Annotated in this window: 10 protein-coding genes; 1 reads left to right on the plus strand and 9 read right to left on the minus strand. The window is 49.0% G+C overall.

The features are described from left to right. Position 1: 1 nt before the first annotated feature. The 9 genes from IPL32_17245 to IPL32_17285 form a co-directional block, all read right to left on the minus strand. A complete protein-coding gene (locus tag IPL32_17245) occupies positions 2 to 6,322 on the minus strand; it encodes a DEAD/DEAH box helicase (GenBank protein ID MBK8467564.1) in 6,321 nt (2,106 codons plus the stop codon). After that, positions 6,261 to 9,647 (minus strand): hypothetical protein, encoded by a 3,387-nt coding sequence (locus IPL32_17250; GenBank protein MBK8467565.1) that lies wholly within the window; start codon positions 9,645 to 9,647, stop codon positions 6,261 to 6,263. The genes IPL32_17245 and IPL32_17250 overlap by 62 nt, the downstream gene beginning before the upstream one ends. A gap of 73 nt (positions 9,648 to 9,720) precedes the next feature. Next, on the minus strand, positions 9,721 to 11,127 hold the full coding sequence (locus IPL32_17255) for a hypothetical protein (GenBank protein ID MBK8467566.1): 1,407 nt from the start codon (positions 11,125 to 11,127) through the stop codon (positions 9,721 to 9,723). A 62-nt stretch (positions 11,128 to 11,189) separates the two neighbouring features. Further along, on the minus strand, positions 11,190 to 12,011 hold the full coding sequence (locus IPL32_17260) for a hypothetical protein (protein ID MBK8467567.1): 822 nt from the start codon (positions 12,009 to 12,011) through the stop codon (positions 11,190 to 11,192). Between the two features lie 589 nt (positions 12,012 to 12,600). Continuing rightward, entirely contained in the window at positions 12,601 to 12,834 is a 234-nt protein-coding gene (locus IPL32_17265) for a hypothetical protein (GenBank protein MBK8467568.1), read from the minus strand. 34 nt (positions 12,835 to 12,868) lie between these two features. Then, positions 12,869 to 15,652, minus strand: coding sequence for a site-specific DNA-methyltransferase (locus IPL32_17270; GenBank protein ID MBK8467569.1), 2,784 nt, complete (start codon positions 15,650 to 15,652; stop codon positions 12,869 to 12,871). Positions 15,653 to 15,661: 9 nt separating this feature from the next. Then, positions 15,662 to 17,458, minus strand: coding sequence for a DUF262 domain-containing protein (locus tag IPL32_17275; GenBank protein MBK8467570.1), 1,797 nt, complete (start codon positions 17,456 to 17,458; stop codon positions 15,662 to 15,664). After that, entirely contained in the window at positions 17,455 to 20,514 is a 3,060-nt protein-coding gene (locus IPL32_17280) for a DEAD/DEAH box helicase family protein (GenBank protein ID MBK8467571.1), read from the minus strand. The genes IPL32_17275 and IPL32_17280 overlap by 4 nt, the downstream gene beginning before the upstream one ends. 205 nt (positions 20,515 to 20,719) lie before the next feature. Beyond that, complete coding sequence (locus IPL32_17285) at positions 20,720 to 21,187, minus strand: CHAT domain-containing protein (protein MBK8467572.1); 468 nt, start codon at positions 21,185 to 21,187, stop codon at positions 20,720 to 20,722. Here IPL32_17285 and IPL32_17290 point away from each other — a divergent pair. Next, positions 21,084 to 22,418: a strawberry notch C-terminal domain-containing protein gene (locus tag IPL32_17290; protein ID MBK8467573.1), complete on the plus strand. Its 1,335-nt coding sequence runs from the start codon at positions 21,084 to 21,086 to the stop codon at positions 22,416 to 22,418. The two genes, IPL32_17285 and IPL32_17290, sit on opposite strands and share 104 nt — an antisense overlap. The last annotated feature ends 160 nt before the right edge of the window (positions 22,419 to 22,578 follow it).

Consider the following 22,578-nt stretch of genomic DNA (forward strand, 5'->3'; position numbering starts at 1 on the left):
TCTACCGGAGCTTTAGGAATAGCTGCGTAGGCATCTCTCGTCCCTCAACACGAACCGTTAAACGAGCCAAGGTGGAACACTGATCTGTGACTGGTCCGTTAAAGTTGAAAAGAACAAGTTGACGATTGGCAGTTGGGGCGATGCGCCAATAGCCAACCCCCTGATCCATCCGTACTATTAATTTTCTACCAGTAGAGAACTCGATCTCCATTATCCGACCATGTCCCAATTCCGCGGTTTGCAATAATTCGATCGACGATTCAGTACCGATATTTTGAAACAGCGTGCGGATCACATTTTCTCGAGTATTATCATCTTGCCAGTCGGATCCAAGTTTGTTCGGGTACCACGCGTCGCCCGAAACTGATTTTCGAGCTGTATGTATGGTACTCTTGGCATCTGCCCATCGAGCCGTCCCGATCTTGTTTCGCAGCCCGTTTACTATTTCGAAGAGTATCGCAACTGAAATTGGAGTGAAAAGATAGCGGTCACTATACTTGAAGTGAATTACCTTATCTTCTGCAGATTCAAGTAGCAATCGGGTTGGATCATGTTCGTTACAGACCCTTTGCCAGAAAAGGTTTCCAAAAAAAGAAACCGGGCCATCAAGATCAGAAAGAATCTCGATCTCGCGATCGCCGAGGTCAATGTTTTCTGGTCTTATATTGTTTGACAGCAGAGGATCGCCAACGATTTCTTCGGACCTGCCTAAGTTCGTCTTAACGGTCAATCCCTCAGTTGATCCCCAATTTGAATTGAATGCCAATCCGTCTTCAGAATCAATAGCCCATCGAGTGCTAGGGCCTTTAATCGTTTCTGCTAACAACCAGCCGTTTTGAACTCTGGCGGGTTCAGAGATCGTCCGAATTGAGATATCTGGATGATCCGAGAGACTCGCTAAGACGTTTCGGTCCTCGTCGTTTAGCCCAGTCAGTTGACCGGGAATGACTATCTCAATATTGATACCGCGTCCTGCTAATCGATATGCCGTTTCACGCAGAGAAGACGGGGCGATGTCCCAGTCGGCCTTAGGCCCTGAAGTGTAGAACCGAACGCCGTTGATCCTACTCTGGGAAACGGTGCGCCATATCGACTCCGAGATGTTATGCGGTTCAAGTCGCGTTTCAGGCCCGAAGAACTCGTAATCATCTGGTAGCTTGAGGCTGTCAAGCCAGGTATCGGTTAGAATTTCTAAGCCACGATGTCGATCAAGATTGTCGATAGCAAACCGCTGATCGTAATCCAATAAACAATTTGGACATACGCTATCGCAATTTGCGGAGCATTGGAGTCGCTTGTGTGCCGCGTGGAAAACAGAGGCTATGAATCGGTCGGCACCAGAGACATATCCAGCAGCATAACGGTCAAAGATCAGAAGAGATCTACAGTTGCCGCCAAATTCCAGTCGCGACTGTTTTATTTGACATCCCAGTTCATTTGACTGTATGCCAATTATTTCGGCTATCGCATCTCTTACCGCGACACAAATCGTACTAGCTGCGACAGGGTCATCAAGCCACGCTCCGGTCTCCGTCTTTAGTTGCAGCTCGAGAATGTCAGTCCATCCCTCGTGCCCCAGGCTCAGTCCTTTCTTGATCTTCCACGGGTTGTTACTACCCGGGCAGCTACGACCTTCATTTTTTGACCGACGTAGTTTGTTATGGGGCCGTTGAAAGGCTAACGGCAACGTAGCTCGGTCTGTCATTGGCTCAGCCCTTCCGCATTCCAGACAAATCGCATAACCGAAGCCGTATATACCTCTGGATTGATGAAATATGTGCCCTTGTGTCGAAACTCGGTACCTACCAAGGTCTGGATTCGGCAAGGTCAGCCAAGGGCCCTCCGCGTCGATCCATGGATCTTCCACAGGAATATATTTTTGCGTCGAAGTGTCATTCGTCGGGTCGTCGTAAAAATCAACAGCAAATCCGGCCGGCTCCAGAAACTCGATCCTGTCTTTCGACCCAATCTCGTTTCCGCACTCCTTGCATGTACTCGAAGCTTCCAAACTATAAGAAGATCCGCTAGCGCCGCACTTTCGACATCGAGAGGCAAAACGAATCTCCTGAATTTCTTTCACGTCCGATTGATCTGCGGGTATATGCCAGTTCAAAGTTACACCGGCCGATTTGTAAACAAGGCCATCCATAACTATCTCTGAACCTGGAGCATACTCGCGTAAAGCGGTCGCAATATCTCGGCTCGCCATTTCACGACGCCGGTATCGATTATCTTCGCGACCAGAAACTTTATTCCCCTTTATTCGCTTGAATTGGCTAATTGTCAGGTTATCGAAAGACGCAATATTTGTCGGAAATCCATGGGCGGGAAGAAAACCACGGGCCGAAAGTTCACGCAGAAGATACTCGTCCGTCATTCGTGACATGTGCATCTGAATCGCTTTTACTGCAACTTCCTCGTACCCCGGTTGACCTTTCACATCCTGGAGCTCTCTTTCGAGCTGGTCCCATTCAGACTTCCATTTTGATGTTACGTCACTCATTGCTAAGGATGCGTCGGTGGCAACGCTTGTTAAAGAACGGCCATCGAAAATGCTTCCTCGGACCAGCTCCTTCAAACCAGCCCCAATCTCAGAATCATTGGCGACAGGAGCGATCATCGCCCACGCTGGAAACTGATCGGCCAAAGGGTTTTCTCCCAGAAAATACCCGCCACAGTTCAGACGAAGGGATTCCTGACCGGCGTTTCCAAGTCGTTCTCTTAGGAAATGTGAAAGTAAATAGGAGTTGACATGTCGTTGAACAATTCTTGGACTGTCGAGTGAGACTCGCGGAGCTGGCAGGTCACCATCAAACGCCCAACGACTATTCTTGAAAACCGCTTGGTCATGTGGGTTGGTCTTGCATAAAGTCATCGAGGTCGACCGCGCTTCGCGCCGCCGTCCTGCTCGCCCAGCTCGTTGCAGATAGTTCGCTGGATGGGGCGGAACATTATTCATTGCGACCATACTTATACCACCAATGTCGATCCCCATCTCCATTGTTGTCGAACAAGACAATAGGTTGAGAGCGCCATTCTTGAACCATTTTTCGTACAATTCCAAGGTGCTAGAATCTTGTTGAGCAGAGTGTTCCGCAGTCGTGAAATATAGGGACAATTCGACCGCTCGGTCATGAAAACTTGTCCATATCCCTTTGTCACGAAGTATAAGGACTTCCTGGTTTTCAGAGAGCCATTTTCGGCCATTTCTGATACGAGCAAGCTCATCCGTAGTGTCCGAGAAAGGCTTATCGTAAATTGGCAAGCTGATATTCTCACAATTGGTTGTATTTTTAGTCGGTTCGCTAGGGAGATATGGGGTGACCCCTTTTAACGTTGTATCAAGCACACGCCGTGTCACAGGACATATCCAACCTAGTTCGATGGGCGCGAATGCAAGATGATCCAATGGAAGTACGCGTCCCTCAGGTCTCTGCACCAGAAGGCCAACTGAACAAAGAGTGTTCCATAACTCAAGTAATACCGCATCAATGATATCTTCACCTTCCGGCAAATCTATGTTCTTCTGTAAAGTAAACGCCAATAACCTTCCAAGCGAACTTCTCATCCCCATCCGCTTGGCTCGCAACCATCTTTTTTGATTGCGACCAACTTCGGATGAGTCTCGATCGATCAAAAAACTTTGTGGAAACGGAACACCGAGCCATTTACGCCAGTCACGATTTATCTCAAGAGCACCATTTGCTCTTACGAAAAAATCCAAACAGATCTTCAAAAGATCCCGCCAATCAAAGATAGTAAGCGCAGTGACCGCCTGAATCGAATGTGGAACCTGTTGGACAACATCGAGGGCTGGATACCGAATTGAAACGAGCCCCATCGTTTCAAGATTATTATTTCGTTTTGGACGCCGGCCAAATTCTCGAACGAGGAACATGCGTGCCAGTTCAACACTTCCACGATCTTGGAAAATATCGCCAGCGATACGTCGATATAGGCCCAACATCTGATCAAAGTCAGTACCAGAATTTGCGAGACTATTAGCGAGATCAGCGAAGCCAACAGTCTTTGATTCGGTGAGGAGCAAGAGTTCTTGTCGTTTTTGATCGATAATTGACCTAAGCTGATCACTCGGCGACACGTTATTAGCCTTTTCCAGATCACCGATCAGCTTTTCTATTTCCTGAGCCTTCGTCGATCCATTTGACGTCCTACCTGCAAGTACAAAATGGTAAAGCAATCCTCTGACGCGATTTCGTTCAGATTCCTGCTGCAATCTCGCTGCTATCCGTGCAGTGCCTTGCCGGCTATCGTTGAATGACAGCAATCGCCTACCCCGGCATGGGTTATCGGCGGGCTTTTCTCCGTCGGGGGCATATTCAAGAAGTGACGGGAGAATGCTCCCAAGGAAATACGGCGCCCCGATCCTGCTCGACAAAAAGACTTTTCTTCTCGAACCCTCCTTGGTTCCGCATGACGGACAGGTGAGCCCCCCGCCTGCATCCTCGTGGGCTCGCAGATGTAGTACGCCCTCCGTCCGCTCGGTTTCCTTACGGGTCGCGCGATCAACATAAACAAGGTCAACATTGGTCAGATTTTGGTTTGCAATAAGCAACTTATTCTGTGAGTTGACGGTTTTCTGATTTTCATGTGAGTCATCAAATTCTGATTCTTCATTGTCGGTTTCATCATCAAGCTCGAATTCATCAAGTACCGTTTCCGGCAACAAATGGCAGACCGTACCGTCACTATCGATTCCGGCTAAAAGGAATGGTTCTCCGCAACCGTCGCACCTTACAACCTCGTAAACCGGACTTCCACAACTACAGTGATTTCGAATATCGAAGTAGATCAAACCAAATGGCCACTTTTTGCTGTTTAAAGGCGTTCCTTGCTTCTGATCACAATCCGGATCCGCACAAGCCCACAGGCCCGAAAATGTTCGATGAAAAAGATGGGCTCTCAACGGTAGAAAGGAATCTCCATTATCATTCCCATTCTTCGAAGCGGGTTTAGTACCGGACAAAAGGTCGAGCCATTTTAAACACTCTTCGTAATGATCGTTCCCAATGTTTGGACGATCCGGAAAAACAGTTCGACAAATTTCGGACAAACGAGAAACCGGTGGCGAACTGGTATCTCCGATGAATAAGCGTCTCAATCGTTGAGCAGTCGAACTCTCACAAATCGCGGCATAACGCTCGGCCGAGCACTCTTTCTCAGGTTCGATCGCCCTAAGATCCCCTAGCGTTTTATTGTCGTTTGTGTCAAGGAATGTCAGAGAGGGTATCGCTCGATTTCCAGCAATCACATGAATACGGGCGGGATCCACTCCGGAAATACCGGCAAGGAAGGTTCTAAGCTGTTCTCCTGCTGCACCTTCGGGGTCGCCGATCGTTGCCGACGTTGCAACAAAACGGACATTCTCAGGGCGAACACCAAATGCAAGCAGAACACGACGGATCAAAAAGGCCATTTCTGCCGCCTGCGAACCTATGTAACTATGAGCTTCGTCAAGGACTACCCACTCAAGTTTGCCCTGCGATGCCTCAATTATTGGGGCGTCTGCGGTGCGTACTAGCATGTACTCAAGCATGGTCGCGTTCGTAACAAGAATTGGCGGCGGAGCCTGTCGAAGGGACTTTCGGTCAAGTGCCTCGCTAGGATGGCCCTTCGCCGTTTGGGTCGGGACGACGTCTGGCGTGTTTCCATTGTAAAGACTGAACCGCACATCGCCATCGAAAGCACTTGTCCAGGCTCGTAGCCGTTCCCTTTGACTGTTGATCAGAGCGTTCAACGGATATAGAAATAATGCTCTGACGCCGATTAGTTTCCCTTGGTTCTCGGCACGTTGTTTTGCAAGCTGATCCAGGATCGGAACCATAAAGCACTCAGTCTTACCTGAACCGGTACCGCTTGCAACAATGATCGACTGAGGTGTAGGCTGCGACAAAGCTTCCCACGCTTTGATCTGGTGTTTATATGGTTTTTGATCTTTCCCGAATCTATAGTCTTCGATATGTTCCTTCGGTGGGTTATCCATCGCGTGGACAATATCTTTTGTCAAAAGTTTTCCAGCGAGGTCCGCCATCGTCTGTTCTCCCGTCTCCCAGCCGTATACAGCTTCGAAAGTAGGGTCAGCCAAAAAAGCTCCAGGTTGTCCAAATGGCTGGTCAAACATTTGCCCAAGGTGCTGAGTTAGTGGTTCGTTTGCGAATCGAAGGTAGCTGTTAGCCGCGTATTTTGCACGTTGCGATAAAACGGGGAGCATTTCGGAAAAGTAATTGAGTGTCATAAGTTTAGGTGTTATCAATTTGTCCATCAGCAAGGCATCGAGCGACCGTTTGGTTAAAAGCATCATCGAACCAATCTGGATCGAAGTTTTTGTGCTGTCGGAGTAAATGGATCTTTTGCGGTTCTTCAAACCAATTCAATGTCTGATCGCAACAGACCTGTGCAGCTAGCAGTAGGGGCGTGTTTATCACGCTGTCCGGATAACCGAGTCTTTCCTTGTAAAGGTATTGTGAACCTCGCGGTGCAAGTGACCCGATTACCGAATGACCTCCAAGATCCAACGGCCACTCCTCGTTATCTTGGAAATGTCGTTGTCTAAGTTTATTGAGTGGTGAGTACTCACCGTTAAAAAGGAACGATTCAGAAAACTGTCCTCCGATTTTCAAACGGGCAACCTCTGCCCGAGCCTCATCCGAGATCAGCCCCTTCAAAATGCCGAACAAGTAATGGAGTGAACCGGTCTCAGCTACAAGACTGTCCATCCGAGATTCGAGAAACACATTTAGAACTGTTCCGGCTGATTCTTTTCCGTAATTTTTGTCGCACTGCGCTTGTGCCAAACCCATTGCACGTCGCCAATCACAAAATGAAACTGTTTCCCAGGCAAACGGCAGTTCCTCCGCAAACCTGAAAAGGAAAAGAGTCCCAAGTCCGCTAAAGCGAAAATACAACGCGGCCATTCCTCTTGACGATCTTGCAAATCGTTTCCAGATATCGAGCGTTGCAAGCGGGAGATGGCCTGTATTATTTGCTAGCTGCTCAATATCTTCCCAGTTCGGATGCAGAAAATCTGCGGCGAGGTCTGCGATAAATTCGTCTACCTTTATCTGGCGTTCGTCCTCGTCCTTAGTCGTGACGGCACTTTGATAAGCATCGAGTACATCCTCCTCCTCGCCTTTTATGAACCAGCGTGTCGGCCGAAAATAGTACGAAGAATTTGCTGGCGGATAGATCAGCCAAGCACCCGGTTCGCGACTTTCGGGGTTGAAGCACCACTTAACTTTGCGCGCGTCAACTTTGTCATCGGGCGCAAGAGTTTGAACTTCGTCGCCAGGATGCTCTAACCGGATCGCAAGGGCTTGCGGCCCGTCTTCTTCATCTCCTAGCGAGGATAGACCATCGCCGAAGTCTACCCAGATGTCCGTTTCATCTCTATCAGGGCGAAATGCATAAGGAGTGATCTCTATACCGAACTCCTTCTGCCCGTTCAAATACAGTTCTAACATTACGGTCGAGTCAGGATTGTCATCGATGGTAAGCAAGTGTTCGATATCCTTTCGATAGTCTGCAATGCGAATTGAAAGGCTAAGGAGTCCTTCATTGTTTTTGATCTGGTACTTCCTCGATATCTCCTTCTCCGTTGCTCGTAATCTCAACGACATGTGGTTGTATTGGCTTGCACCGAGAACGACGAGTCTGGTACCAATGAGCTGTTGAACCGCAAGGCGTTCGCTCTGGTTTATTTCATTACCACCGCGATCAAAAACTCTAACCCCCTTAGCAGGGAAAGGAAGGGCAAGTCGGACCGGCGTCGTAGTATGGTGCCAGTGAGCCGAAATGGAGACCTCGTCGGGGGCATTGACACCTTCAGGCACTGAAAGCTCAAGTAAAGAATTCTGACCATCTGAGACGAAACGTGTCTTCATATCTTCCGATATTACCTGAGCATCTTTAAGTCCCCAGTCCTCGAAAAAGATGACGCCGGATCGCGGACTATCGGGCATTAGCGTCAATAACGACGTCTTCGGAAGTATAACCATGCGCGTGCGATGTCTTATGTCACCCGTGGCCGGATATCGTAGCTCCACCGGACCGACGAGGACTTGAGATGTTGGGGCTCCGATAACCTTAAGGCCGATCTCAGCCGAGACCTTTTTCTTGACACCATCTTCATCTATTGAGTAAAGCTGGGGCATGCCTTTGAAAGCGGTCGACGGACTCGTGAATCCAGACCAAATTCGATCTCCTAACCACTCGAAGGACTCTTCCGTCGCGGCTGCATTCCCGGTGCGAATGCGAAAGTTGTTTCCGACTAGGTCGGTTACAACGCAATTTCCTTCGACGGCAAACATGTTTCTGTTAAGGTTTACAATTTGCCCTTTGGCGTCCACCGCCCCTTCGTCCGAGGGTGATATGTGCCAGCCGGATGGGATCGCGACCAGTCCGTGGTTGTCTACGATTGAACCCGACCCTTGCCTTACTAATCTTGGTATTTCACTGTCACCTGCAAATATCCACGGTAGTTCGCCGTCTATTGCCTGCCCCTTTGTAGCGACGGCTGACCAGACACGGCCATCGACCGCGTTCAATTGGATCAGGTGCTCGCCGCACGCTTCATGTCCTGCGAATCCCCATGGCGTTCTTGCGACTCGAAATGAATCGTGTCCGGCCATTTTTCGCAACCCTGCGGAGCGAGATCTTTCGCCAACTGTGATCGTTAATTCTCCAGTTCGGGGCAACTCATCCTCCACTATTTCAAATAGCTTCATGATGTGCTTGCTGTCGATCGTGTCGGGAAGGTCCAATGAGGAATTGAGGATCCAGTTGCCGTCTTCGCTGGCTTCGATCGTGCGTTCGATCGGCAGTATCAACGACTGTCTTTCGACCCGTATCGTAGCTGCCTCACGCACCAAGTGGTCGATCAATGCGATCGCATGATGGTCATCGATCGGCAACGGAAAGCGATCTCGCCATCCGGGAACTACGTGATCAAGTTTTGCTATGGCGTTCGATCCGGCAGTAAGCTCTGCCCGATTTTTCAAATCGAGAACGGTCCAGGCGATCTCAGCCAGAAGCGTGTATATCAGTGGCTGTCGATAACTGATAGGTAAATATCCCTGAAGACTCTCGACCCATTCCTGAAGTTCCTGTGGCGACTCGACAGTTCTCCGTGCCAGGCGAAGTACGCGGGTTATAACTCGGCTTATGCTGCTTCGCTCCTCCGCGAGTAACCGCAGAGGAAGTCCTCCCTGCAATGCCACTGCGCCTAGAAAACGATGCCCTCCGGTTCTAAGCGTGTGAAGCTTCCAACTGTGAAGCCCATTTCTAACACAATCACTTCTATGACTTTGATTCCAGTCCCAGGCGTGAGTCCCGAGATCGGCAAGGATGGGTTCCCACGCATAACCAGTGCCATCGTAACGACGACGCCACCATTCGGCCCCGTACAAAACAAACAAATCCGCAAACCCCGGCCGCCTCGCTGTAAATGTAAAGCTATGGGCTGTCGTCTTTGTTATTTTTTGACGGAGAAATGCTTCGAGATCAACAAACTCGTCTTCGCTTAGGCGATACTGATACAGCTGCCTGCCGTCCGGCTTAGGAAGGCCTCGACGCTGAAGCATCAACTCCTTCCAATCGTAATATGATAAAAGTTGGTCTTCGTTAGTCATCGTCTCCGACCGGTCGCTATTCTTCGTCGTGCACAAACTCGATATGATCTACATCCTGAATGTTGTTGCGCCATTAAACATTCAACCTGACCCGATGTCCAACGAAAGGATCGAGATAAACCTCACCGTCGTAGACAAGCAGGCGGGGATGCCGACATTCAGGGCAGTCGACATATTTCATATAGGGATCCAAGCACGTCCATTCTTTGTAATCGGAATTTACGAGAAAGCACTTGCCTGCCTCCGGCAAGTCATCAAATCCTGAGAATTCGACTGTCAGCTTGTCCTCGACAAACGCCGCATTGCTGCCCGAAAGCGGTACATGGTCGATCGCAAACAGTCCTTTTCCCTGGTGGTGCAGTTTCGCGACATAGTGAAGCCTATAGCGATGGAATAACGGGCTCAGACTTTGTTCGATCTGTTCGATTATCGGGGAGAGTTCCTTTAGTTCTTGTTGATAGCCTCCGTCGCCACACTCGATATAGCCGTGGCCTCTCATCTCATTTCTGATCGAGACGATATTCCCTTCATTTGCAAACTGTATCACCTTTTTTACACGGCTCGAAAAATTGGGGGGTAGGTCTACAGGTTGGCTCGATAGATCCGACCGAGCTAGTTCCGACAATGCGCTAACCCACGTTCCGAGTGCCGGCCTTCCCGTCAGTCCATGCTCAGAAAAAAATACTTTAGTATCTTCGGATCCGGAATAATATAAATGAGCGAGCATGATAACCGCAGTTCTCACGATCGAATCGAAATGGTCGATCATCATCAGGAATTTACGAAACGACTCGGACGTCATGCCCGTTTTTCGCTTAGTGATCGCGATAGAGAACGGTAGATGTGATTCAAAACTGAGAGGCGTTAAGTAAACCCGTGACCACATCATGCCACGCCGAAGCGTGTCGAAGATTTCCACGGCCTGTTTAAGAACGCGTTTATCTGCGAATGTTGCCTCCAGACCTTGAAGACAATCCGCACAAATATCTCCCGTTCGCATTTTTAAGGCTACCTCCGCCTTATCAGTCGCTGAATCGTTGATGCAACCGCGAGGTTTGCCATGCAAGAAAGCTTCTCCGGTCACCCACTCGAACCCCGGAAGTAGTTTTCGGCGGAGGATATTTATAACGACCTCAAACGCAATTGGATAATGCGTTTCCGAATAAATATAAGATTCCCAATTCGCTCCTTGTACGAAGATATTGTTTGTTCCCCATGGGTCGCACATAGAGAACTCATCCCAATCATCTTTTAGTTCGGTTATACAGACGAGGAAATCCTCGGGGGGGATATTATTCAAATCGCGGAAAGCAGCCATCTCTTTGAAGAGGTCATCCCAGTCAAAATTATCCTTAGCAAAAGCAATATATTTATTTGTTGGAATAAAGCGGATCGGACCGGAATTACGGATCAATAACTCGCTGACGCGCAGCAACTCGCCAGATGAAAATCCCTTGGTGCGTGTGAGATGAACTTTCACAAGAATTTTTTCCTACTAGTCCCGCGCTAGCCGCCAAGCCGGAACACTTTGCGTCCCCATGATCAACCTGTTTTGAATGGACGACGCTTCCGCGGATGTCGACGCCCTGAGGAACTCGTCGGTGGGCCACATAGTGAGATAACGCCTATCAGCCGACTCGTATGCGAGTCTTCGACGCGCCGCGTGTTAAAGCCGAATCGGTCAATCCCTAGTTGTAACCGGTCCACAACTTCATCTGTCCCGTGAGCCTTCAAATACCATTCAACCCGACCGAATGAATCTCGTTTTCCTTCCCTTCTCACCTCGATCGTGCGAACTCGGACGAGGTTCTTATCAAGTGCCTCCGAAACCTCATTCGCCAGCCAAGTGTTTTCGGGTGAGTACATTACATCAACAATACGTTCCGGCCGTTTTAGTTTTTTATTGCGAATGGTCGCGTAGTTTCGTTTTTCTTGATTAGAACTTATCATGCCACTCTCGGCGGCGTTCTTGAGTTTTTTCTTTTTCTTTTTGGGTTTTTTCGGAACACTTTCGGTAGCATATGGTCGCGCTGCTAAGCCATCTATAGGTGTGGAATCCGAAGACTTTTGCTTAGGGCGAAACACATCGACAATTCGTTGCCAGAGCGAGTGCTTCTTCTTGAGATGCTTATCCATTGACCGGACCGGGATCAGGTTTCCGCAGTATGTACACGCCGCATGCCCTTGTTGGCTCTGGTGAAGTCGACTGCCGACTCGTTTGGAGACGTATTTCCGAAACTTCCGGTAGGATGATGGGCGCTGTATTTTCTCTCGTTCATCGCCACCTTCTCGCGATAAGAATTCAGAATTACGACGGGCGATAAGGTTTTCCATGTTCACCCGGTCCCAGTTCAACTTTGTCATACTCTAAATACCTTCATTACTTCGTCACTTGAGTGGTTGGTCACCTGTTCCATAGAACAAGATATGTCTGAAGCGAGGCATCTTGTACCCGTTTGGGGCTATCGTTCGGAACGTGATCATGAAATGACAAAAAAGTTTGGATCATCTGCGAATTTCCCGGTCCCACACTTTGGGCATTTTTGTTGACTCAGCTCATAGCACGCCACAATTTCATTTGAATGACACGCAGGGCAACTGGATATAGGGCTGAGCGAATCCACGTTAAATTCCTCGGCACAACTCAGGCAAAAGTGTGGCAGATCATTGCCGATACAGCGGGCGAGCCCTTCATGGTCCGGATGGTATGCGTGCTGTTTTTTGCCGCTCTCGTCGATGTAGTACGGGTTACCGTCCGACCATGCTTCAATAGCAAAGGAACAGTTGTCGCATTCAAATCTTTTGCTTTGAGCCATTGTTTTCTACTTTCCGATAATGACAATCCCAGGAGCACTCGTGGAATCGATACCTAGGAACCAAATGCTACCAATTCCGATGAAAACTCCAATCGGTTGAATGCCCCGCCATCGATAAACATGGACAACTTAGCCCATCATTTACCGTAGGCAATGTCGTCCATCATCGCGGCAAATTTTGACCAAGACATCTCTTTGCCTGTACGTCGGTTTCTGCCAAACCAAGTGATCGAACCGCGGCCGAGTTTTATCTCACCGATCTTTTCGTCATTGGCAAATATCTCCAGGCTCATGGAGCTGCCTGCTCTCGTCAGATCCAGGATCTGGACCGTCGCTTTTACTGAGTGTTTTCGATTTGTTGTTTTTGTCATAATTTCATTTACTGCGGTAGTCAATACTCAGACCTTACACTCTAAATACCTTCATCACCTCATCCCCAAGATGGTTGATTACTTTAACAGCAATGCGACCGCTGTCTGGTTTGTCGAAGGGTCGGGATGTGTCGCTGTGGAGCGTGGACCAGGCTTCTTCGTTGATCTCGGCTTTGAGGGTTGTTTTTAGAGATTTATATGGGTCGTTGGCACCGAGGAAATAGGCTTGGCGGACGAAGAAGCTTTCTTCGTTGTAGTCAGTGTCGATGAACCAACAAGCGATGCCGTCGGCTCCGTCGCTGCGGACCTCGCCGGTGTTTGGGTGGAAAACGTCCACGCCGTTGACCCTGACCTGGATCTGGCCGTTCGGGCTGTCGAGAATGTCGATGTCCGGCTCGCCGAAGATCACAAACAGATTGCCCTTGCCGGTATTTTTCAGGTCCTCGGCCATATGCAGGTCGGCGTTCATGCGGGCTTTGAGCACCGGGATCTTGCCTAACTTGTCGAACTCGGATGAAAGGGCATCGTAGTTGAACGCACAGGCGATCAACACGTCAAACCCGGCGTCGCCGGCCTCGCGGGCGGCTTGGACCAGATCGGGACGCGAAACGGTTCCGAACTCGGGGCCCACGAAGATCGCCGCTCGGCGCTCAGTGCCGGATTCCTCATATCTTCCCTCTGCACAAACCATCTCACCCGGCCATGGCGTCAGCGAGCTAAAATCGATCTTGTCATCCTTATGGGCCTGCTGAACACCGGCGGTATGAAGGTTTTCGAGGATCATCGAAACGAAATCTTTTTCTTCGTCGCGGCCCGGATCTTTCATCGGATCGATCAGTTCGTCGTTTTCATCCACACCGAGCGTTCGATGTGGCGAGAGACTCTCGACCGTAAATGGCCCGGCGACTCGGATTTTTCGGTTGTCATCGAAGGGTTTGTCATAGAGATATTCATTCTCGGCTTTGGCGGCAATCGATTTGTGGATTTCACTTTGGCGATCAGTCAGAAGTCGCCACCATTCGGAATGCAAGAATTTCGCTTCCTTCTCCCATTCGTCTTCCCTACCGCGTGGTATCTCCCATTCTTCCAAGTGCGTTCCTAGTGCTGAATTTAGTTTTTCGCGTACCTCTTCTAGCCGTGGCTGAAAATCATTCCAGATTTCGTCTATCTCGCTATTGTTAGCGATGGAGCTAAGCATTACGTGTGGAACGCGTTCGTAGACGAATCCGTGTCGGAGATCTTGGTGCGTCGGCTGACTTGACGGAACTTTTCGCGTGATTTCGGCTTCCTTTTGCTGTCCCTCGGATGAATCAGCGAGTAGATAATACGTATAACGAGTCCCCATGATACGTGCACGGGCCAGAGCCAAGGCGACTCGTGATGTATCGATCGTAATCCAGCGCCTGCCCCATTGTTCGGAGACGTAAGCGGTGGTGCCCGAGCCACAGGTCGGGTCCAGAACAAGATCGCCAGGGTCAGTAGCCATTAAAAGACACCGCTCCACTACCTTTGGGCTAGTCTGTACGACATACCGTTTTTCATCGCTTCGGCTTGAGATACCGCCGCTTGTGTCAGACCAAATATTATGCGTTATCGAAATAGAAAAGTCGGTAATGAAGCTGCGGAAACGAACACCATTAGAAGTTGCATGAATTCGCCCCGCTAAGGCGGCTCGTTCGAGTCCCGTAACCACTGTTTTCCAGTGAGAATTGGGGGGCGGATAGTAGATTTTCCCTTGAAAAGAAAAAGGTTGGGGTTGCGACGCCCGTCCGGGAGAGACCAGTGAGACGGCCTGAAACTGCGTCCAACCTTTCGACGGCTCTCCCGCTTGATGTTCCTCTTTCGTCATTGTACGAGTAGTTTTGCCATCTTCGCTAAGCAGGCTCGAGAAACGATCAATACTTTGCATGTCGCTTTTCGATTTGTATAACTGTCGAAACTTAACCGATGATCGTTTCCGTGCGTACCAAAGCAGAGTGTCGAAAACGGCTGGTAATGTATCACTCGTCGCATAGGGTGTGGTCTGGTACGCGATGTTTGCGATGAAATTATCTGCACCAAAGACTTCGTCCAAGACCGACCGCACAAGATGCACATTTTCATCGCCTATCTGAACAAAAATGGAGCCTGATTCTGTCAATAAATCACGTGCGACCGTTAGGCGATCACGAAGATATGTGAGATACGAATGAACTCCATCACGCCAGGTGTCTCGAAAAGCTTTGACCTGTTCGGGTTCGCGTGTAATGTGATCCGCATTGCCATCCTTTACATCCCGACTAGTGGTTGACCATTGAAAATTGGAGTTGAACTTGATGCCGTATGGCGGGTCGATGTAGACGCACTGCACCTGTCCGCGAAGGCCTTCGCGTTCGGCAAGGCTCGCCATTACCTGAAGCGAATCGCCGAGGATCATCCGGTTCGACCAGTTTTGATCGTGCTGGTAAAACTCGGTCTTCGCACCTTCGTCCGGCAGCCCGTTGAAATCGGCAAAAAGATCGATCTGTGCATCAACGGCCGTCTTTTCGGCCTTCTCGGTTTGCCGTCGAAGATCGTCTATTAGCACCTTTGGATGCACCTTTTCCTGAATATAGAGCGGCGGAGCCTGTACGACCAGATCCGACCAATCCTGCTCGTCCTTGCCCCGCCAAACAAGCTGCGGATCAAGATCGCGGTTACGCCGCTCGTAAGCCACACGTATCGGCGACTTCTGCTCCTCGTGCATCACCGACTCATGCTCCGCCGTCGGAATATTCTTCCGCGAGGCCTCTTCGTGGGTGAATGTTTCGATCGATTTTTTAATTGGAGTTTTCGACATATACCGCCTTTATTCTGGAACGCCTGGAAACGCGAATAATTCCATCGCTCTATTAACCAGCGCAGCACCACGAGACTGAATTTGCTCCACACTCCATCTATCAGTATCCGCCAATTCAGAATTTAGTGAGAGCCCATTCTTATAACCGACAAACCGACCTGCAGAATCTGTCCTATCCCGTTTGTCTACGAAACTCTTGTTTCCGAGGGAACTGTTGTAGCCGGTAATCGTCAGATTCCCCAACCGATGTACATGCAGGAGCTGTATCTGTTTCGCATGCTCCGAATCACCGTCCGCCATCATTTGCACCCACGATTCGGGAATGTTCTCGCCCTGAGGGAAAATGTGTTCGATGGTCCACGTCATTTGCGTTCCCGGTTTTTCCCAAAGATCAGTAAATGTTTCTGTCGTCATGCTGTCTTCAGCAAGTGCCGTAAGAACATAACGAGCAACGCCGATGTTCTCCTCGTAAATGGAACCTTCGAGCCGGCGGCGAAATTCTGCATCTGTTGATGAAACGGCAGCAAGTTGTGCCTGAATAAAATCAACAACGTCTTGACCGGTCAGTCCTCTTGAGCCCTCTAATATCTTGAGAGGAAGGCGGGCGACCTCGTGGGTTGGTGGTGTGTCCGTCAGATTACGACGGACAAAGAATACAGCCAGATCGTTGATGATCGCTTTAAGGTGCTCCGTGTTTAAGCCAAGCTGGCCACGGCGGGTCAACAGGTTTAATAGCAACACATACGACGGGGCACCCTGAATTCTCTCGAGGTCCTGAAGGGGTTTTCGCAGATCTTGAAGAGTGTTATCAGTTCGCCGGGAAAGGATGAATGAGTATAGTCGCGCAGCTGCGGCCGCTTTTGTCAGGCATTCAGTCGCGTTGTGGTTTATCAGCTTTTCAAAGATGAAGATAAGATTTGAACGAGTGGCAATTGGAACTTCGATAATGCCTTTAAGTTCATCCTTAAAGGCATTGTAATATTGGCGGAAAAATCGCTCGTGGATCGCGTACTCTTCGCCTAACTCATTCAATAAGGCAAGCCATTGCTCAAAGTAGTAATCGACACGAACCGGATCGTCCCTATCTATCTTGGCAAGCAATTTGTTTTTTATAAGATCGACCGCCGTTAACGGCATTCCTCTGTCATTGAGAGACTCAAAAAGAACATATGCGTCGGTATGACTGGCAACCTCGATCTTTACAAGGCTGGCTCGGCTTAGCTTATCTACAAAACCTATCAGAGCCGCGTTTCGATCATCGGCTGCGGTTATCAGCTCTTCAATGCGTGTTTGAAAGTAACGAAAAGCCTTCATTACTCGCCGGTTACCCGCATTTAATGGAATCTCATATTGGTTGATGACCTCAATTTCTGACAATATGGCGCGATAGTCGTCGTGATTTCGGTTCTGACTCTGAGGAACAACGCGCATTCGATCCGAGGCACCACGCAAGACAAGCTTGCGCTTCATGTTGTTTCGCTCGACCAGGAGATCCTCGTTAAGCTCACCGGTGCCCGAACCAAAAGCCTTGTATACGGCCGCGAATAGTAAGGAGATCGTCGTAAGTCTTTGCTGACCGTCGACCACCTCGAGTTCTTGGATGGCTAACGTATCGGTCGACTGATTTATGCATATGATCGAACCAAGAAAATAGCCCGGATCGTTTTCGATCAGGTCGTCGAAGAGATTTTGCCAGTGCTGTTTGCCCCAGGTGTATTCCCTCTGATATTTGGGAATAACATAGACGACGCTGGCGTCGATGTCGAAAAGTTGCGAAATGGGATAGTTATTTACAGATTTGATCATTTTATTTTTGTCTGTGTAGCGATCATTTCATCAAACATTGATTGGATCTTTCCTTTGAAATCACTCTCGATCTGATAGACCTCAGTAAATTCAGCAAACGCCCAGCGACCGTGAGTGCCGAGATTATTGACTCCCGGAACCCAGTAGGTATCCATCGTTGATTTCTTTTCCTTGGCGTCTTCGCGGCGATAGCCTTTGATCTCGACAATAAGGTTGAGTAGATCTTCATCGCCATGGCCATCATCGATCCGCACTATAAAATCAGGGATATAAGTTCGTGTTTCCGAACCATAACGATATGGAACTTCAAGACCGAGATTGTGGTTCTTAACGTAAGAGCGGACCTTTGGATGTCCTTCGGCAACACGGCAAAATTCAGCTTCCCAATCGCTGTCGAGTATCACCCAGTTTATGTGACACCTTCGTGAATCCGTTTCCCAGCGGTCGCGTCTTGAAGTTGTGAAATTGACGTGCATGGTCGAGCCGACCGGGTTGTAAGGGTCGAGCATTGCCTTTATCGGACGTTTACCCGCCTCAGCAGTGACTATTGCCTTGGTGATTCGATCGCAGGCAATGTCGGCCAACTCTTGGTACATCAGCAGTCCCGGGTAAGTGCCGCCTTTGCAGACCAGGCATGTATCGAACCATTGCTTGGTGATCCGTTTTAGCTGGCCAAAAAGGTGGAGCTTTGGTTCCTCGCCCGGGTCACGCCACTTCGTATATAGAAGTCTTTGAGTAACTTGAAAAAGCAGCGTCGAATGCCGCAGGTCGTCGAGGTGTTTCAGGTTAAGATCGACCGCCTCGCCAATAATGCCAGAATTGCGAGTGACTGACGGTCCAACGAGTTCCGGCGTAAGCTCCAATACAGAATCTTCATTGAACTTGGCGGTCAGTCTTTCCTCCGGCAACTCGACACGATAACCGTCAACTCGTGGGAAGCGGATCTCAAGACCATCACGTTCTGGACGAATAGCCTTGACCTGTATCGTCTCACGCGGAGGTTGTGGTGGAGCTACAACGGGCTTAGCGGTGAAATCGAAAGGTATGCCAAGTACATCAGCGTACTCGACATTGAAGAGTCCTTCTTCGTTCAAATCATAGGATTGGCGCCGCAACGCCCGACCGATAACCTGTTCGCAAAGCAACTGAGTTCCAAAAGCTCGAACGCCAAGCACATGTGTAACCGTATTTGCATCCCAGCCCTCTGTAAGCATTGATACCGAAACAACGCATCGGATCTGACCGCCAAGGCTGTCGCGTTTTCCGACCGTGTTCATAACTTCGCGCAAAAGGTCCTGATCGGACATCTTTTCAGCTTTATCGCGATCACCGCGTTGACGCATTTCCCGCTTGAATCGCTCTATCTCATCCACTGCCATCTCGCGAAATTTCTCGTCGAGAGCGTCGCCAGATTCGAGTTGCTCGCTATCGATCAGAAGGGTGTTTGGACGCGGAAGGCGAGATCCGTGCTCATCGTAATTCGAAAATAGCGAGAGTTTTCCCAAAAATGGCGGCGGAATCGTTCCGTCTTCGTCTGTGGGTCGATCGAAACCGGAAATGTAGTCGTAGATAAGTTTGGAAATGGCCGTATTCTGACAAACTACAATAAAGCACGGCGGGACACTTACACCACCGCTCTTCCAAAGCTCGAAAGTCTTTTCATAGTGGCCGTAAAGAGCTTCCAGGGCGGTTTGTAGTTCTACCGGTATGCTGAGCGGATCGAGAAAATCACTTTTTCCACGACCTTTCTTGGGCATTTTCTTGCCGATTCGGTCCCAGAGATTGCGGAACATCGGCATCTCAACACCACTTGGAAGATTGTCAGCGATCGGAACGCGGGGCAGCTTGACGATACCGCACTCGATAGCGTCCATAAGTGAGAAATCGCTCATCGTCCAGGGGAACAGCGTCCCCTCGGCATAGCCCGATCCCCGAAGGAAGAAAGGAGTCGCAGACAGATCAATGACCTGGCTTACACCGAGTTTTCGTTTAACCGTTTCAAGTCCGGAGATCCACATCCGAGCAGCCTCACGATTCTTCTCAGCTTCCTTCTTATCATCACCCTTCAGAGCCTTTTCAGCTTCAGTTAATGGCTTTTCGCGGTAGCAATGGTGGGCTTCATCATTGATAACTAGGATGTTCTTTAATCCCATCAACCCTGGCATGACCCGCTGGATCATTTGGCCCTCGGTTTCGAGAGTATTAAGTTCTTCGCCGCCTCGGCCTTGCAGCAAGAGTCGACCGCCTTTTGAAATATCGATCCGTTCGCGGAGTTTGAAGGCATGATAATTGGTGATAACAATCTTAGCCTTGTCGAGGTCGCGAAGCATGTCTTGTGGAACCAACTCGCGACTTTGATAGTAACTGTCTGGGTCGTGCGGATGGAGTACACGAAGACGATCCTTGATCGTCAGTCCCGGGGCGACGATCAGAAATCCACGAGCGAATTTTTTTGAACCCGGCTGACGCACAGCGTTCAAGGTCTGCCAGGCGATGAGCATTGCCATGACCGTTGTCTTGCCAGCTCCGGTTGCAAGCTTTAATGCGAGACGCATCAATTCGGGATTAGCGTCGTTATTTGCGTTTGTTAGATGCTCAAGGAATTTCTTTCCGGCTGGGAACTTTGGCGCAACTTCAGTAAGCCAAATAGCCACTTCCACCGCCTCGATCTGACAAAAGAACGGGCGAAGGTTGCTGAATTTATGTTGTCGCCAATGTTTAAGTAGACGTGCTGTTTCGGGCGTGACCAGCCAGTCATTCGAATTCGTCAATTTTCGCCATTGATCCACATATCCACGCACTTCGTTGATGATCGATGTTGGATCGTATGCCTGCTCGGTCGTCGACAGCCCGACACCCTCGTCAAATACGAAGCCAGGTTGTTGAGCAGTTTTCTTTTGCTTCTTAGCCTTCGGAATTGGCGTGATAAAGTCCGCCCGGCGCCGATGTTCCAGGACCTGTTGTGTTGGTTGACCTTCAGCGTCTAATCCCCAGTGACGAGATGGAATCTCATAGGGAGAGTTTAGTATGGGATGTTCAAAAAACTGATTAGACATTTTATTGATACGAAAGATTCAAAACGAAAGAAACTTCGGGCAATTTCTACCGCGAATTCTTGAAACCTTAGTACAAGATTTTTATCACAGTACTCGTGTAAGAACAATAAATCAAGGCGTTTATGTTCGTAGTAGCGTAGATCAAAAGGTATTCGAAACTGGTCTTAACATAAGCATACTTATACAAATATAGGTACGAGTCCCACTATCGATAATCCCCAGTTAGAGTAAAATTAGCCCAATAATACGGTTCGTGCATATTGCTGGATTTGTTTTTGATCATCTCCAGCGACGCCTTCTGAAGAGCTCCGGCAGATGAATCACCCTCTTTGTAGAATTTGTAAAATGATTTGGTGAAAATCTCCGTTGACTGGTCGTTTGCCTCCCATTGAGCTGAAATCACTGTGGAGGCCCCCGAGCCCATCATTGCCCAGGCGAGGCTAACCAGACCTTCCCCGTTCAGAACATTGTTAGTGTCGCAGGATGCCAGAAATACGAGGCTGCCCTTTTTCAGTTTTATCTTTAAGATATCCTCTACCGTCAAACGACCATCATTCTTCCCTAATTGTTTGAAAGCTAAGAAAGATTCTAGTGGCTGTTCATTACTTACTTGGGCAAGGGCCGCGTTAAATGTTGTTCTTACCCGAATTATGAATGGGCAGGTTATTCCCAATCTTGAAGACCCGAAACGAGCTCTCGATGACATGGCGCTTGTAAAAAAAGGAAGTGAAGGCCGCGAGGAGATCTCGGAGAGCGAAAAAACCAATATTCCGCGATTTTTGAATCGTCTGCTTTCACTTGAGGTTGACCGGCAAAACGCTTTGTTTGACTATTTCTATCAGACTTTTCTGGAGACGATCGAGCATTTGAAGTCGAAAGGAAAGATTGATGACGGGATGGAAGATCTGAAAGCGATTTCCGTTATGGTCGCCGAACCGCCCCATGTTTTGCATTCCGATCCTCTGACAGGCGCTCAAACAGTCTATTACAAGCTAGAATTGACCGTCGCAACGCATCCCGCAAAATTTGACGAGCTTTCTCTCAATGAATATATCCGCTTTTATCAAAACCGAAGCAACGATTCATATGTTGCGGTTCGGGCAACCTTGTCTCACACCGACCCCGAAACCGGCGATCGTTTTCAAATGTTCTCAGTGAGTCGTCCAGCCGGTTATAATCTTTCATATATCCGGGAAAATGAACTCGTTCAAAAATATAAACTCGTCCCCAAAAGCCGGGCCGAAAGCTGGTGGCTGTACGAAGAAAGCAAGATTCCGGCGAGCGAAAAGAGGACGGTCCATCTTTTGAGCGGAGCATTGCTGCCAATTTGGAAGCACCTGAACGCCCTTCAACAAACGGGACTAAATATCGTCCGCACGACAACGAACGATGGGATGCGGCTGGTCGGGGTGAATATCTCCGCTGAATGTATAACCGAGATCCGCAAACATTTCGGAATATGGCGCTCAGCGGCGACTACGGCGGAAGAAATTCTTAAGAGCGTCAACGACGATTACGAAAACATCGATCTTCTCGGAGATATTAAGGTTCGAAAAACCCGCTTTCAGGGTACCAGTGTTGTTGAGGTCTATCCCTCAACATCCGAGCAGATACGAGAATTTCGCGAGACCGAGCTAATAAATATCGTTCAGAATGGTAAGCAACGTTTCTTTGTGCCCGAAAACGAGGAAATCGCTAATATTGCATTCGGAAAACTATTGAAGATGTATCCACCTGTTCATCTACTCCAAGCGTCGGTCGCGACCGAATCTGATAACAACTTTCCGCCGCTCGACTATGCAAATGAACCCGTCGTTTTGCCCACCTGGATTATCGAGCCGTTAGCCACTGAAGTCGCGCTTGTATCTACCCAGGGCCAGGCCGTGTTGAAATTGGTTAACTGATGGCTTCCTAAAAATAAGTGTGTACATCGTGGACACTTTGTCGTCAGCGTCAACAGTTAAGCACTCCTTGAGTTATTTCCTTCTAGTATCAAAATCTTCAGCTAACTCCATTTGTATCTATCGTTTGCCCCAGTATGCAACCGTGTTCAGTTATCGTGGC

The sequence above is a fragment of the Chloracidobacterium sp. genome (assembly GCA_016711345.1).
In the GTDB taxonomy this organism is placed as follows: domain Bacteria; phylum Acidobacteriota; class Blastocatellia; order Pyrinomonadales; family Pyrinomonadaceae; genus OLB17.

Coding starts and splice junctions, on each gene's coding strand:
- IPL32_17250 (MBK8467565.1), bottom strand. CDS start 9,647: ATGACTAACGAAGACCAACTTTTATCATATTACGATTGGAAGGAGTTG.
- IPL32_17265 (MBK8467568.1), bottom strand. CDS start 12,834: ATGACAAAAACAACAAATCGAAAACACTCAGTAAAAGCGACGGTCCAG.
- IPL32_17275 (MBK8467570.1), bottom strand. CDS start 17,458: ATGATCAAATCTGTAAATAACTATCCCATTTCGCAACTTTTCGACATC.
- IPL32_17245 (MBK8467564.1), bottom strand. CDS start 6,322: ATGATGCTTTTAACCAAACGGTCGCTCGATGCCTTGCTGATGGACAAA.
- IPL32_17260 (MBK8467567.1), bottom strand. CDS start 12,011: ATGACAAAGTTGAACTGGGACCGGGTGAACATGGAAAACCTTATCGCC.
- IPL32_17270 (MBK8467569.1), bottom strand. CDS start 15,652: ATGTCGAAAACTCCAATTAAAAAATCGATCGAAACATTCACCCACGAA.
- IPL32_17280 (MBK8467571.1), bottom strand. CDS start 20,514: ATGTCTAATCAGTTTTTTGAACATCCCATACTAAACTCTCCCTATGAG.